This is a genomic window from Kribbella amoyensis, assembly GCF_007828865.1.
GTDB lineage: Bacteria > Actinomycetota > Actinomycetes > Propionibacteriales > Kribbellaceae > Kribbella > Kribbella amoyensis.
In genome coordinates this window covers 428,697-442,346 of the sequence record NZ_VIVK01000003.1, presented here as the reverse complement: position 1 = coordinate 442,346, position 13,650 = coordinate 428,697, and the positions used below count along the sequence as shown (strand labels likewise).

Genomic DNA, 13,650 nt, shown 5'->3' with positions numbered 1-13,650 from the left:
CGCGGCGAAGTCCGGTCCGCAGGCCGATCCGGGCGGCGACCCAGGGCGCTGGGATGGTGCGCATGCTGACAATCGACGCTCTCGTGAAACGACGCGGCGCCCGCGTGGTGCTGTCCGAGGTGAGCTTCCAGGCCACGCCGGGCCGGATCACCGCCTTCCTCGGCCCGAACGGCGCGGGCAAGTCCTCGACCCTGCGGATCCTCCTCGGCCTGGACCGGGCCACGTCCGGTACCGCGCTGGTCGGCGGGCGCCCGTACCACGAACTGCGGCACCCGCTGCGCGCGGTCGGCTCGGTGCTCGACGGATCAGGGGCCCACCGGTCCCGGCGGGCCGCCCACCACCTGGCCTGGATCGCTCGCAGCAACGGCATCGCGCAGCGACGGGTCGACGAGGTCCTGGATCAGGTCGGCCTCGCGGACAGCCGGAAGACCAAGGCGGGCCGGTTGTCCCTCGGGATGGGCTGCCGGCTGAGTCTCGCGGCCGCGCTGCTGGGCGAACCGGAGGCGCTGGTGCTGGACGAGCCGTCGAACGGGCTGGACCCGGACGGGATCCGGTGGCTGCGGGACCTGTTGAGGGACCACGCGGCCGCCGGCGGAACGGTCCTGCTGTCCAGCCATCAGATCGGCGAGGTCGCCCAACTCGCCGACGACCTCGTGGTCCTCGCCGGAGGACGGGTGGTTGCCTCCGGCCCCTGCGCCGAGATCGGCGCCGGGCACCAGACGTTGGAGGACGCCTTCTTCGTCCTGACCCAGCCCGGGGAGCAGCGATGAACCAGGTGGCCGCGGAACTACGTAAGGCCGTGACGTTGCCGGCCACCGCCGTCGCGCTGGCGATCGCGGTGATCGGTCCGATCGCGCTGGCCGTACTTAATGCGTTCAACGTCCGCGATGCCCTGACGACGGGCGGTCGCGTCGGGTACTCCACGCCCGCTGAGGCCGCGCTGTCCGGCGTACCGCTGGGTGCCGTGGGTGCGATGGTCCTCGGCATCGTGGTGATCAGCAGCGAGTACACCGCGAACAGCACCGACGCGGGCGGCGGACGGCAGATCAGTACAACCCTGATCGCGTCCCCACGGCGTTGGTCGCTCCTCGTTGCGAAGACGGCTGTCGTCGTTGCGCTCGTCGTACCGGCTGCCGTGGTCAGCCTGTCGGTGTCGTTGCCTGCGGCCACCATCATCATCGGTGACGCCGCACCACCGGATGCCGAGTTGTCTATGGGCCGATTCGTCGGGGCCGGGCTGTACTGGACCTTGGCCGCGCTGATGGCGCTGGCGATCACGGTCCTCGCCCGGAGCGGGATCGTGCCGCTGATCGTGCTGATCGCCAACGGCACGGTGGTGTCGGTGTCCTTCCTGCTGTGGAAGGTCACGCCGCTGGCCCGGTATCTCCCCGACCTCGCCGGCACCCGGTTGTTCGCCGGCGAGACCTTCACCGCCGTCGACGACGCGCTGCCTCCCGTCACCGGCGGGATCGTGATGGCGGTGTGGACTGCCGTACTGCTGCTGGTCGCCGCGGTCGTCCTCACCCGTCGCGACGCATGATCGGGTCGTCGGTCGCGGCTGAGCTGATCAAGCTGCGCACACTGCCCGCGGTGTGGATCACGAGCCTGCTGACGGTCGCAGCGGCGGTCCTCGTGACGGCGGCGGATGCGAGCTCGTCCGTCGATCCGGCCGCGGACGCGGTGACGGTCGCGCTCGGCAGCGTCGCGTACCTGCAGGTGGGATCGATCGTGCTCGGCGTCCTCTCCGTAGCCTCGGAGTACGGAAGCCATGAGCTGCGGACGACCCTGACGGCGACGCCGAACCGGGTGGTCTCGCTGACCGCCAAGGCCGTGGCACAGCTGATCGCGATCACCGCGACCAGCGTCATCGCCCTGGCGGCGGGGCTGGCGACTGCGGTGCTGATGACCGACGAAGTGCGTACCTCGCTGTGGTGGGTCGCCGGCGCCGCGGCCTACCTCGTACTGGTGGGCCTGCTGGCGGGCGCTGTCACGGTGGTGATCCGGTCGCTCCTCCCGGCGCTGGGCGTCGCACTCGGCGGTGTGGTCATCGCGTCGCCGCTGCTGGGATCGGTCACGGATCAGGTCCGGTGGCTGCCCGATCAGGCCGGCCGAGCGCTGTACTCGGTCGATCCCGGGCCGTTCGCTCCGGCGGGCGGCGGGGCGGTTCTGCTGGCCTGGGTGCTCTGTATCGGGACGGTGGCGGTGGTGGCCTTTCTCAAGCGGGACGCCTGAGCGACTCCGCTTCGGTGGGGACGCTCCGCAGGGTCCGGAACGGGGAGAAGATCAGCCAGGCCGAACCGGCGAGCATGGCGGCGCCCGCGATCCAGAGCGTGGGGCGGAGGCCGAAGACGGTACCGAGAATGCCGCCGAGCAGGCTGCCGATCGGGGCAGCTCCCCAGGAGACGAAGCTCATCGTGGCGCTCACCCGGCCCTGCAGTTCGGGTGGGCAGACGCGTTGCCGGGTACTCACCTGGAGGATGTAGCCGACGATGATGCAGATCGCGGCGAGCAACGTGCCGGCGACGTACCAGGTGAGGCCCCAGCCGGGCCGGGTCAGCGCCTGGAGCGAGAAGGCGAACCCCATCCCGATCGCCGCGACCAGGAGCGCCCGGGCGTCGCCCATCCACCGGCTGATCCGCTCGGTCAGCGCCGACGCGGCCAGGGCGCCGAGCAGCCCGATCATGCTCAGCAGGCCGATCGTGGCGGGGGACAGGTGGATCTCCCGGACCAGGAACACGATCATCACGGCGTTGCCGGCGGCCTGGAAGAGCATCGTGGTCGCGGTGTTCAACGTGATCGGCCGGAGCAGGGGGTGACGGAACACGTACCGCAGGCCCTCGCCGATCTCGCGGCGCAGGTTCGGCCGGTCCTGCGGTGCCGGCCGCGGTTCCGGCGTACGGATCGAGCGCAGCCACACCGCGGACCAGAGGAAGCCGAGCGCGTTCAGGCCGATCGTGATCGGCGCGGTGAGCCACTGGACCAGGACGCCACCCGCGCCCGCGCCGACCACGGCTGCCACCGAGTGGTTCGCGGCGAGCCGGGCATTGCCGGGGAGGAGCTGTTCCGGCGACAGCAAGCGAGGCGGGTACGAGCTGTGCGCGACGTCGAACAGGACGGTCAGCAGGCCGGTCGCGGCGAGGACGACGTACAACTGCGGCAGGCTCAGGACGCCGAACGCCGCGGCCACCGGGATCGAGGCGTACAGCAGCGCCCGGCCGAGGTCGGCGGCGACGAGTACGGGTAGGCAGCGGACGCGGTCGACCCAGGCGCCCGCGAACAGACCGAGCAGCAGCCAGGCGGCCGTCTCGCAGGTCCGCAGCAGCGACACCTGCAGGGTCGACGCGTTCAGCGTGAGGACCGCGAGCAGCGGGACGGCCATCATGCCGAGCCGGCTCCCGAGCTGACTGAGCAGGTCGGCGATCCACAAGCGGCGGAAATCGGGGTGGCTCAGGATGCCTCGGCCGGTCGTCATGCCGGGACCGTAGCCCCGAAGTTGAGCCTTGTCGACTCAATGTCAACAAAGTTGAGTCTGCTCGACTCAAGGTTGAGCCGCGAGCTAATAGTTGCGCTGGCTTATATAGCTGATAACGTACTTAGCCTGTCGAATATCCCGTCGCGCATTGTCGGTGGGCTCGGTCAGGATGACCTGCATCACACTCGCATCAGGAAGAAAGGCACTGGGGATGGCTGCTGTCGAGGCGACTGGCCTCGTGAAGACGTTCAAGTCCCGGAAGAACACGGTCAAGGCGCTCGACGGGATCGATCTGGAGGTGCCGGAAGGCAGCGTGCTGGGCCTGCTCGGGCCGAACGGCGCGGGCAAGACGACCACCGTCCGAGTGCTCACCACCCTGATGCGGCCCGACGAGGGCAGCGCGCGGGTGCTCGGCCACGACGTGGTCAAGGAGGCGGACACGGTCCGGCAGCTGGTCGGGCTGTCCGGGCAGTACGCGGCGGTCGACGAACTGCTGACCGGCCGGGAGAACCTGTGGATGTTCGGCCGGCTCTACCGGCTGTCCAGCGCCCAGGCGAAGCAACGGGCCGACGAGCTGCTGGAGATCTTCGACCTCACCGAAGCGGCCGACCGGACCCTGAAGACGTACTCGGGCGGGATGCGCCGCCGGCTCGACCTGGCCGGCTCGCTGATCGCCCATCCGAAGGTGCTGTTCCTGGACGAGCCGACCACCGGGCTGGACCCGCGCAGCCGGCTCGACCTGTGGCAGATCATCCGGGACCGGGTCAGCGAGGGGGTCACGATCCTGCTCACCACCCAGTACCTGGAAGAGGCCGACGAGCTGGCCGACAGCATCGCGGTCGTCGACCACGGCTCGGTGATCGCCCGGGGGACCGCGGACGAGCTGAAGGCCAAGGTCGGCGGGGAGCGGATCGAGGTGGTCCCGCAGGATCCGGCGGAGGCCGATCGCGCGTTGAAGCTGCTCGTCACCGCGCTCCAGGTCACCGACCCGGACGCCACCTCGATCGACGGCAACAGTCACCGGATCACGCTGCCGGCGCCGGGTGGCGCGGGCGCCCTGGTCGAGGTGATCCGCACCCTCGACGGCAACGGCATCCGGATCGCGGACATCGGGCTGCGCCGGCCGACCCTGGACGACGTCTTCCTCACCCTGACCGGGCACGCGACCGACAACCCCGACACCGACACCGACGAGTCCGCCGTGGGCGCGGCGAGAGGACGAGCATGAGTACCCAGACGCCCGCCAAGGTGAGTCCGCTCGGCCGGGCCGTGTCGGACGCCGGGATCCTGGCCTGGCGCACGCTGAAGCGGATTCCGCGGACGCCGGACATGCTGATCTACGCGACGATCCAGCCGATCATGTTCGTGCTGCTGTTCGCGTACGTGTTCGGCAACGCGATCCCGATCCCCGGCTTCCCGGGCGCGCAGGCGTACCGGGAGTTTTTGATGGCCGGCATCTTCGCGCAGACGATGGCGTTCGCGGTCGCCTCGGCCAGTGTCGGGCTGGCGGACGACATGTCGAAGGGGCTGATCGACCGGTTCCGGTCGCTGCCGATGGCGCGGTCCGGGGTGATCGCCGGCCGGGTGATCGGCGATGTGGTGTTCAACGCGTTCGTGATGCTGGTGATGGTGATCTGCGGGTTCATCGTCGGCTGGCGCTGGCACAACGGCTTCGGCCAGGCGCTGGCGGCGTTCGCGATCCTGCTGCTGTTCGCGTTCGCGATGCTCTGGGTCGGCGCCCTGATCGGCCTGTCGGTCGGCAGCCCGGAGGTGGCCGCGTCGGCGGGCCTGATCTGGCTGTTCCCGCTGACCTTCCTGTCGAACGCTTTCGTGCCCACGCCGAACCTCCCGGCCGCCCTCCAGCCGGTCGCCGAGTGGAACCCGATCTCCTCGATCGTGGCCGCCTGCCGGCACCTGTTCGGCAACCCGTCCCCGTTCGCGAGTCCGGACGGATTCCCGGCCCAGCACCCGGTCTGGCTGAGCCTGATCTGGTGTGCGGTCATCATCGGCGTCTTCGGACCGCTGGCCGTCCGCAAATACCGCCTCACGACCGGCCACTGAAACTGACGAAGAAGGCGTCCCGCGCACAAAACAACAGCGCCCCGGTGGATCCACCGGGGCGCTCTTGTGCGTTTGGGGGATCAGCTGGTGAACGGCTCCGCGGCGACGATCTCGACGGTGACGTCCTTGCCGTTCGGGGCTTCGTACGTCGCCTTGTCGCCCTTCTTCTTGCCGAGAATCGCGGCGCCGAGCGGGCTCTGCGGTGAGTACACGTCGATATCGACCGACGCGTCCAGGGCGAGCAGTTCGCGGGAGCCGAGCAGGAAGGTCTCGACGTCGTCGTCACCGGCGAACTTGATCGACACCTTCATGCCGGGCTCGATCTTGCCGCCGACCTTAGGCGTCTCACCGACCTGGGCTCGGCGCAGCATGTCCTCCAGCTGCCGGATCCGCGCCTCGATCTTGCCCTGCTCGTCCTTGGCGGCGTGGTAGCCGCCGTTCTCCTTCAGGTCGCCCTCGTCGCGGGCGTCGCTGATGCGCTGGGTGATCTCGGCCCGGGCCGGGCCCTTCAGGTGCTCGAGCTCCGCTTTCAGCTGGTCATAGCCATCCTGTGTCAGCCAGACAACGCTCTCTTCGATGTTCTGCGTCACGGGCTGCTCCTTGTGTCGATGGGATGGGTAGAAAAGCCTCTGGCCGCCGTCGACGACGGCGACCATTCCACTCAGCGTAGCAAGAACGGGCTCGGAACCCCACTGTTCTTTCGGCCCACGGGACCGAACCAAAAACGGTTGCGTCCCGCGATGTAATCGATTGCTTCCGCGGAAGTCCAGCGGCTTTTCAGTCTGTTCGCTCTGTGGACAGTCCGTCCAGGATCACGTTTCGTTCCCCGGCGTCCGGGGTACCGGGCGCGCTTTTCCGCCGACTTTTCCGCCGGTCAGTGCGGGCGTTTGCTGTCCGGCGTGGTGCAGCCGATCAGCACCACCGAGGTCGCCGCGCGCTGGGTGGTGAGGGTGGCCGGGACGGTCTGGCGCCGCGGGGAGTCGGCCGGGACGGTGACTGTGAGTTCACCCACGATGGCGAAGTCGGCGGCCTTGGCCTGGAGCCGGCAGGACGCCTCCACCGACCGGCGGCGCTCGACCTGGATGGTGGCCGTCGCGCTGGTGTCCGAGGGGATCGCGAACGCCAGCAGCCGGGACGAGACCGGTGGCGTGGCCTGGATCACCGCGACCCGGACCAGCCACCCCAGCGCGACCACGACGAGCACGCCGGCGAGCACGTACAGCAGGGGTCGGCGGCCGCGCGGGCGCCGTCCGTAGCGGGCGTCCAGGTCGGTTCCGGATGGGTCGGTCAACGGTTCTCCTCGGGCTTGGAGGACCATTGTGTCTTGTGACCGAAGATCTTCGCCTGCTGCATGTCCATGCTCACCCCGACGACGAGTCCAGCAAGGGCGCCGCCTCGACCGCCCGGTACGTGGCCGAAGGCGTCGACGTGATGGTCGCCACGTGTACCGGTGGTGAGCGCGGCTCGATCCTGAATCCGAAGATGGACCGCCCCGACGTGCTGGCGAACATCACCGAGATCCGCCGCCGGGAGATGGACGCCGCGCGCGAGATCCTCGGGATCCGGCAGGAGTGGCTCGGCTGGATCGATTCCGGCTTCCCCGAGGGCGATCCGCTGCCGCCGTTGCCGGACGGCTGCTTCGCCTCGCTCAAGGTCGAGGCCGCCGCCGCCCCGCTGGTCAAGCTGATCCGCGAGTTCCGCCCGCAGGTCGTCACCACGTACGACGAGAACGGCGGCTACCCGCATCCCGACCACGTGATGTGCCACCAGATCACCGTGGCCGCGTTCGAGGCGGCCGGTGACGCCGACGCGTACCCCGAGCTGGGCGAGCCGTGGCAGCCGCTGAAGCTGTACTACCACCACACCTTCCACCGGGAGCGGATGAAGGCGCTGCACGACGCGATGGTCGCCCGCGGCCTGGAGTCGCCGTACGCGGACCGGCTGAAGGACTGGAAGCCGGACCCGGAGAACGAGCGCCGGATCACCACCCGGGTGGAGTGCGCGGAGTACTTCGGCGTCCGGGACCGGGCGCTGCTGGCGCACGCGACCCAGATCGATCCGGACGGGGCGTGGTTCGCCGTTCCGCTGGACGTCCACCAGCAGGCCTGGCCGACGGAGGACTACGAACTGGCCCGGAGTGTGGTCGAGACAGCGGTGCCCGAGGACGACCTGTTCGCGGGGCTGCGCTGACGGCGGGCGCGGACGGTGAGACACTGGCCGGGTGATCGCGATGACCCTTCCTCCGACGACCGTGCTCCCGATGGGGGAGATCGACCCGAACACGGTGCGGCCCGGGTGGGTGGCGCTGCTGATCGTGCTGGCGCTCGCTGCCGCCACCGCGCTGCTGTGGCGCAACATGGGCAAGCAGTTGAAGCGGATCGACTTCGATCCCACCGGTGGGCGGCCCGCGCCCGCGGACGACACTGCGGACGACCGAGCACCGTCTGGCGACCGGCCGACGGCGGACAGCTCAGCGGACCAGGCTGGCGCTGCCGAGCCGACGGCGAAGCCTGACGCGGCCGCCGAAGAGACGGCTGCCGAGAAGCCGGCCGACGACCCGGCTCATACCCAGCGCTGAGGCCGCAACCGCCGCCTGGTCACGAGATGGTGTCGCAGGCGGCGACGGTGACGCAGCTCACCCTATAGTGAGCGCGTGTTGAACCGAGCCGAGGGCGGGACCGCTCTGTGAGGGCCACCCGCGCCGCCCGGCACCGGATGCCCGGACGTCTGCTCGCGGGTGGTCTGATCGCTCTGCTGGTCGCCACGATCGCCATGGTCGCCGGCATTTTCGCGGCCGGCAGCGAACCACAGGAGAACGTCCTGGGGATCGGCGGTCCGAGTCAGTTCGTGTCCTGGCTGCTGCCGTTCCTGCGGCTGGTCTCGACGTTGGCGACCGTGGGATGCGCCGGTGCGTTGCTCGCCGCGGTCGTCCTGCTGCGGACCGACGGCGGCCCGCTCGGTAACCAAGGACGCCGTGCGGTCCGCGACGCCAGCAACGCCGCGATCATCTGGGCCGTCGCGTCGTTCGCCGGCGCCGTGGTGACATCGGCGGTCCTCCTCGACACGGCGGTCCTGCTGCTGCGGTACAGGGTGGACAACGCGCTCGGTGTCCCCGAGGTCAAGGCGCAGCTGATCACGGGGATCCTCGTGGTCGCGCTCGCGATCGGCATCCGTCGCGTCCAGACCGCGGCGGCCGCGTGGCTCGGTGTACTGGTCGCGATCGCCGCCCTGATCCCGGCAGCCGTCACCGCGTACCCGAACAACGAGCAGTACGTCGTCACGGCCGGGATCGCGCTGGTCGTCCACGTGATCGCGGCGACCTGCTGGGTCGGCGGACTGGCCGCCCTGGTCCGGTACGGACGCGCCAGCCGCAACGGCCTGCCGTTCGTGCTCGAGCGCTTCAGCCAGATCGCCCTGCTGTCGTCGATCCTGGTCCTGCTCAGCGGTCTGCTCAGCGCGGCCGGCCGGCTGGCCGCGAAGGGCGGCGGGTACGACCAGGTCCTCGACACCGTCACCGCCGACGCGTACGGCGGCCTGCTGATCGCGAAGACCGCCCTCTTCCTCCTGCTGATCATCGGCGGCGCGATCCACCGCCGCCAGATCGTCACCAGCCTGATCGAGCCCGGCCCCCGCTTCTGGAAGCTCGTCGGCGTCGAACTCGTCGTGATGGCCCTGGCCCTCGGCCTCTCCACCGCCCTCGCCCAGACCACCTGATCCGGCCCGTTACGGTGGGGGACATGGCCGCCAACGAGCTGGGCACGTCGACCTCGCCGTATTTGCGGCAGCATGCTGAGAATCCGGTGGCGTGGAAGCAGTGGGGGGAGCGGGCTTTCGCGGAGGCGCGGGAGCGGGATGTGCCGGTGTTCCTGTCGATCGGGTACTCGGCGTGTCACTGGTGTCACGTGATGGCGCACGAGTCGTTCGAGGACGCCGAGACCGCGGCGTACCTGAACGAGCACTTCGTCAGCGTCAAGGTGGACCGCGAGGAGCGGCCCGACGTGGACGCGATCTACATGGAGGCCACGGTCGCGATGACCGGGCAGGGCGGCTGGCCGATGTCGGTGTTCCTGACGCCGGCCGGGGAGCCGTTCTTCTGCGGGACGTATTTCCCGGCGCAGCCGCGGCTCGGGATGGCGACGTTCCGGCAGGTGCTGGAGTCGCTTACGGACGCGTGGCGGAGCAAGCGCGAGCAGATCGACGGGATCGGCGAATCGGTGGTGAAGCAGCTCGGCGCGCGCAAGGCGATGGCCGGTGCCGCGATCGACGAAGCCGCGCTGGACAAGGCGGTTTCGCTGCTCGGGGTGGACTTCGACCAGGCCGACGCCGGGTTCGGGCAGGCGCCGAAGTTCCCGCCGTCGATGGTGCTCGACTTCCTGCTGCGTCATCACCGCCGGACCGGGTCCGCCGACGCGCTCCGGATGGCGGTCGAGACGTGTGAGCGGATGGCCCGGGGCGGGATGTACGACCAGCTGGCGGGCGGCTTCGCGCGGTACAGCGTGGACCGGCAGTGGATCGTGCCGCACTTCGAGAAGATGCTGTACGACAACGCGTTGCTGCTCGACGTGTACACCCAGCTGTGGGCCGTGACGCGGTCGCCGTTGGCCGAGCGGATCGCCACCGAGACGGCCGATTTCCTGCTCGCCGAGCTGCGGACCGCGGAAGGCGGGTTCGCCTCCGCGCTGGACGCCGACACCGAGGGCGAGGAAGGCCGGTACTACGTCTGGTCCCCGGACGAGTTGCGCGAGCTCCTCGGCGAGGACGCGGACTGGACGATCGGGCTCTGCGACGTCACCGGCACCTTCGAACACGGCACCTCTGTCCTCCAGCTCCGCCAGGACCCGGACGACCCCGAGCGATGGGCCCGCGTCCGGACGGTACTGCGGGACGCCCGCGCGCGCCGTACGTACCCCGGCCGTGACGACAAGGTGGTTGCCGCGTGGAACGGGCTGGCCATCACCGCGCTCGCACGGGCCGGGGTCGTGCTGGACCGGCCCGAGTACGTCGGGGCGGCGGTGACCGCCGCCGGGTTGGTTCGCGACGTCCACCTGGACGCCGACGGGCGGTTGCGCCGGACCTCGCGGGACGGCCAGGTGGGGACGGCCCACGGCGTCCTGGAGGACTACGCCGCGTACGCGCAGGCCTGTCTGACGTTGCTGGCCGTCACCGGGGACGCGAGCTGGCTGACGCTCGCGGAGTCCTTGCTGGACCGGGTCCTCGGGCAGTTCGTTGCTGACGGCACCTTCTTCGACACGGCGGCGGACGCCGAGTCGCTGGTGTGGCGGCCGCAGGACCCGACGGACAACGCGAGCCCGTCCGGGGTGTCGCTGGCCGCCGAGGCCTTCACGACGCTCGCCTCGGTGACCGGGTCGGCCCGGTACGAGGAGGCGGCGCGGCTCGCCTTGTCGGCGTCCGGGGCGCTGGCTGACCGGGCACCGCGGTTCGCGGGCCGGGCGCTCGCGGTCGCCGAGGCGCTGCAGGCCGGCCCGTTGGAGATCGCGATCGTTGCCCCCGATCCTGAAGGCGCCGGCGCCTTGGTCCGGACGGCGCTGACCGAGGCGCCGTGGGGGACCGCGATCGTCCGCGGCGCGCCCGGGCTCGACGTACCGCTGATGGCCGGCCGGGACCTGGTCGGCGGGCAGCCGGCCGCCTACGTCTGTCAGAAGTTCACCTGCCGGCTGCCGATCGTGTTGCCGGAAGACCTTCGGCGCGAGTTGACGCCGACGCGCTGACAACGCGCGCCAGTGCGGGTTTTCCCTGTCGTTTCGCCCGGATCCCTTGACTCCCGGGCATCCGGGGGACAGAGTCCTCCCTCAGTCGGATGTAACAGAACTCGCATGTCCTGACACGCAGTGTCACAAGAGTGCGGTGGCACTGCTGCGCCAGAGCATCCGGCGTCCCCATCAACATCGGTCGCTGCGCCCAAACAGCGACCACCCAGTGAGGAGATGTTGTCTTGAAACGACTGACATCAGCAGGGGCGGTGGCGGTAGTCGCAGCAGCGGGATTGGCTGGGGCGTTCACCACCGCGCCCGCCGGAGCCGCCAACCCGACGACTCCGCTCCCGGCGTCGGGCTTCAACAAGGCCGCCGCCGTCCAGGCCGAACAGGCGCTGACCGCGCAGACGGCCGCGGCGCTCGGCCTGGCCGGCGGCGAGGAACTCAAGGTCCGCGACGTGGTCAAGGATGCCGACGGCACCGAGTACGTCCGCTACGACCGCATCTTCAACGGCCTCAAGGTCGTCGGTGGTGACCTGATCGTCAGGCGCAGTGGCGAGAAGGTCGCGAGCGTCACCTACAACCGTGGCGCGAAGTCCGTCGGAGTCAGCTCGACCAAGCCGACCTTGTCCCAGGCGGCGGCGCTGAGCAAGGGCTCCAAAGCGGCCGACTTCAAGGCCACCGGCAACAAGGGTGCTCTGGTCGTCTTCGCGGCGACCGGCAAGCCCGTGCTGGCCTACGAGGTCGTCACCAGCGGGACCAAGGCCGACCAGACCCCCTCGGTGCTGCACACGTTCGTCGACGCCAGGTCCGGCGCCGTCCTCGCCCAGGACGACGAGATCAAGACCGGCACCGGCAACTCGATGTACTCCGGCACGGTCAGCATCGGCACCTCCGGCAGCTACTCGATGACCGACCCGAGCCGCGGCGGGAACTACACCACCGACCTCAACGGCGCGACGTCGGGCAACGGCACCACGTTCACCGACCCGGACGACACCTGGGGCAACGGCGCCACCTCGAGCCGGCAGACCGCCGGCGTCGACGCGCACTTCGGCGCCCAGCTGACCTGGGACTACTACAAGAACGTGCACAGCCGGAACGGCATCTTCAACAACGGCCAGGGTGCCCGGTCCCGGGTGCACTACGGCAACGCGTACGTGAACGCCTTCTGGGACGGTACCCAGATGACGTACGGCGACGGCTCCGGCAACGCCCGGCCGCTGACCTCCATCGACGTGGCCGGCCACGAGATGAGCCACGGTGTCACCGAGGCGACCGCGAACCTGAACTACTTCGGCGACGCGGGCGGCCTGAACGAGTCCACCTCGGACATCTTCGGCACCGCGGTCGAGTTCTCGGCCAACAACTCGTCCGACCCGGGTGACTACCTGATCGGCGAGAAGATCAACATCAACGGCAACGGCACGCCGCTGCGGTACATGGACAAGCCGTCGAAGGACGGGCGCAGCTACGACTGCTGGAGCAGCTCGGTCGGCAGCGCCGACCCGCACTACTCCTCGGGCCCGCTGAACCACTGGTTCTACCTGGCCTCCGAAGGCACCGGCAGCAAGGTGATCGGCGGCGTGAACCACAGCAGCACCGCCTGCAACGGCGCCACCATCGCCGGTGTCGGCCGGGACGTCGCCGCCAAGGTCTGGTACCGGACGCTGAGCACCAAGCTCACCTCGGGCAGCACCTACAAGGACGCCCGCGAAGGGGCGATCAACTCCGCGAAGGAGCTGTACGGCGCCGACTCCACCCAGTGCAAGGGCATCGAGGCCGCGTTCACGGGCATCTCGGTCCCGGCCGGTGCGGCCGCCTGTGCCGGCGGTGGCGACCCGGAGCCGCCGACGGGTGACAACCTGCTGCTCAACCCGGGCTTCGAGTCCGGTGCGGTGAACTGGACCGGCACCGCCGGCCCGATCACCAACAACACCGGGCGTCCGGCGCGCACCGGCACCTGGAAGCTGTGGCTGCAGGGCAACGGCCGGTCGACCACCGAGAACATCGGTCAGTCGGTCGCGATCCCGGCCTCGGCCACGGCGGCGAGCCTGTCGTTCTGGATCCGGATCGACACCGCGGAGACCACCGGCTCGACGGTCTACGACACCGCGAAGGTCCAGATCGTCGACGGCGGCACCACCACCACGCTGGCGACGTACTCGAACCTGAACAAGAACACGTCGTACGTGCAGAAGACGTTCAACGTCACGCAGTACAAGGGCAAGACGGTCACGGTGAAGTTCGTCGGCCAGGAGGACTCCTCCCTGCAGACCAGCTTCGTCATCGACGACACCTCGCTGACCACGAGCTGATCCACCCGCAGGTCCCGCTGTGATCCAGTCCGGGGCGCACGGCCTCCGCCCAGGCTGTGCGTCCCGGACTCCTTTGTGAGGCGAA

Annotated in this window: 13 protein-coding genes; 10 read left to right on the top strand and 3 right to left on the bottom strand. The window is 69.8% G+C overall.

Translation table 11 applies throughout. The annotated features are described in order from the left end of the window. The first annotated feature begins 62 nt into the window (after window positions 1-62). From FB561_RS36135 to FB561_RS36125, 3 genes are read left to right on the top strand one after another with little or no spacing between them, the layout of a single operon-like run. Window positions 63-770: an ABC transporter ATP-binding protein gene (locus FB561_RS36135; protein WP_145814579.1), complete on the top strand. Its 708-nt coding sequence runs from the start codon at window positions 63-65 to the stop codon at window positions 768-770. Continuing rightward, window positions 767-1,540: an ABC transporter permease gene (locus FB561_RS36130; RefSeq protein ID WP_145814578.1), complete on the top strand. Its 774-nt coding sequence runs from the start codon at window positions 767-769 to the stop codon at window positions 1,538-1,540. Before FB561_RS36135 ends, FB561_RS36130 begins: the two co-directional genes overlap by 4 nt. Then, the gene (locus tag FB561_RS36125) at window positions 1,537-2,232 is read left to right on the top strand and encodes an ABC transporter permease (RefSeq protein ID WP_145814577.1); all 696 of its coding nucleotides are present in this window, start codon (window positions 1,537-1,539) and stop codon (window positions 2,230-2,232) included. Before FB561_RS36130 ends, FB561_RS36125 begins: the two co-directional genes overlap by 4 nt. Here FB561_RS36125 and FB561_RS36120 read toward each other — a convergent pair. Next, complete coding sequence (locus FB561_RS36120; RefSeq protein WP_145814576.1) at window positions 2,216-3,472, bottom strand: MFS transporter; 1,257 nt, start codon at window positions 3,470-3,472, stop codon at window positions 2,216-2,218. The genes FB561_RS36125 and FB561_RS36120 overlap by 17 nt on opposite strands. A gap of 211 nt (window positions 3,473-3,683) precedes the next feature. On the opposite strand from FB561_RS36120, the gene FB561_RS36115 reads away from it, so the two are divergent. Then, a complete protein-coding gene (locus tag FB561_RS36115) occupies window positions 3,684-4,700 on the top strand; it encodes an ATP-binding cassette domain-containing protein (protein WP_145814575.1) in 1,017 nt (338 codons plus the stop codon). After that, window positions 4,697-5,533 carry an ABC transporter permease gene (locus FB561_RS36110; RefSeq protein WP_145814574.1) on the top strand — a complete coding sequence of 279 codons (837 nt, stop codon included), beginning with the start codon at window positions 4,697-4,699 and terminating at the stop codon, window positions 5,531-5,533. The genes FB561_RS36115 and FB561_RS36110 overlap by 4 nt, the downstream gene beginning before the upstream one ends. An 80-nt stretch (window positions 5,534-5,613) precedes the next feature. On the opposite strand, the gene greA is transcribed toward FB561_RS36110, so the two are convergent. Both greA and FB561_RS36100 read right to left on the bottom strand, forming a co-directional pair. After that, a complete protein-coding gene (gene greA, locus FB561_RS36105) occupies window positions 5,614-6,123 on the bottom strand; it encodes a transcription elongation factor GreA (protein ID WP_145814573.1) in 510 nt (169 codons plus the stop codon). A 284-nt stretch (window positions 6,124-6,407) separates the two neighbouring features. Next, window positions 6,408-6,824 (bottom strand): DUF4307 domain-containing protein, encoded by a 417-nt coding sequence (locus FB561_RS36100; RefSeq protein WP_145814572.1) that lies wholly within the window; start codon window positions 6,822-6,824, stop codon window positions 6,408-6,410. Between FB561_RS36100 and mca the strand changes: the two genes are divergently transcribed. The 5 genes from mca (at window position 6,812) to FB561_RS36075 (ending at window position 13,565) form a co-directional block, all read left to right on the top strand. Then, window positions 6,812-7,723, top strand: a complete 912-nt coding sequence (gene mca / locus FB561_RS36095; RefSeq protein WP_202881016.1) for a mycothiol conjugate amidase Mca — start codon at window positions 6,812-6,814, stop codon at window positions 7,721-7,723. The two genes, FB561_RS36100 and mca, sit on opposite strands and share 13 nt — an antisense overlap. A gap of 40 nt (window positions 7,724-7,763) precedes the next feature. Continuing rightward, a complete protein-coding gene (locus FB561_RS36090; protein WP_145814570.1) occupies window positions 7,764-8,111 on the top strand; it encodes a hypothetical protein in 348 nt (115 codons plus the stop codon). Between the two features lie 107 nt (window positions 8,112-8,218). After that, window positions 8,219-9,247 (top strand): CopD family protein, encoded by a 1,029-nt coding sequence (locus FB561_RS36085; protein ID WP_145814569.1) that lies wholly within the window; start codon window positions 8,219-8,221, stop codon window positions 9,245-9,247. Between the two features lie 23 nt (window positions 9,248-9,270). Further along, window positions 9,271-11,262 carry a thioredoxin domain-containing protein gene (locus tag FB561_RS36080; protein WP_145814568.1) on the top strand — a complete coding sequence of 664 codons (1,992 nt, stop codon included), beginning with the start codon at window positions 9,271-9,273 and terminating at the stop codon, window positions 11,260-11,262. 251 nt (window positions 11,263-11,513) lie between these two features. Beyond that, complete coding sequence (locus FB561_RS36075; protein ID WP_145814567.1) at window positions 11,514-13,565, top strand: M4 family metallopeptidase; 2,052 nt, start codon at window positions 11,514-11,516, stop codon at window positions 13,563-13,565. The last annotated feature ends 85 nt before the right edge of the window (window positions 13,566-13,650 follow it).

Bases quoted from the DNA above. Each gene is read 5' to 3' on its own strand.
- FB561_RS36135 (WP_145814579.1), top strand. From the start codon at position 63: ATGCTGACAATCGACGCTCTCGTGAAACGACGCGGCGCCCGCGTGGTG.
- FB561_RS36130 (WP_145814578.1), top strand. From the start codon at position 767: ATGAACCAGGTGGCCGCGGAACTACGTAAGGCCGTGACGTTGCCGGCC.
- FB561_RS36125 (WP_145814577.1), top strand. From the start codon at position 1,537: ATGATCGGGTCGTCGGTCGCGGCTGAGCTGATCAAGCTGCGCACACTG.
- FB561_RS36120 (WP_145814576.1), bottom strand. From the start codon at position 3,472: ATGACGACCGGCCGAGGCATCCTGAGCCACCCCGATTTCCGCCGCTTG.
- FB561_RS36115 (WP_145814575.1), top strand. From the start codon at position 3,684: ATGGCTGCTGTCGAGGCGACTGGCCTCGTGAAGACGTTCAAGTCCCGG.
- FB561_RS36110 (WP_145814574.1), top strand. From the start codon at position 4,697: ATGAGTACCCAGACGCCCGCCAAGGTGAGTCCGCTCGGCCGGGCCGTG.
- mca (WP_202881016.1), top strand. From the start codon at position 6,812: ATGGGTCGGTCAACGGTTCTCCTCGGGCTTGGAGGACCATTGTGTCTT.
- FB561_RS36090 (WP_145814570.1), top strand. From the start codon at position 7,764: ATGACCCTTCCTCCGACGACCGTGCTCCCGATGGGGGAGATCGACCCG.
- FB561_RS36080 (WP_145814568.1), top strand. From the start codon at position 9,271: ATGGCCGCCAACGAGCTGGGCACGTCGACCTCGCCGTATTTGCGGCAG.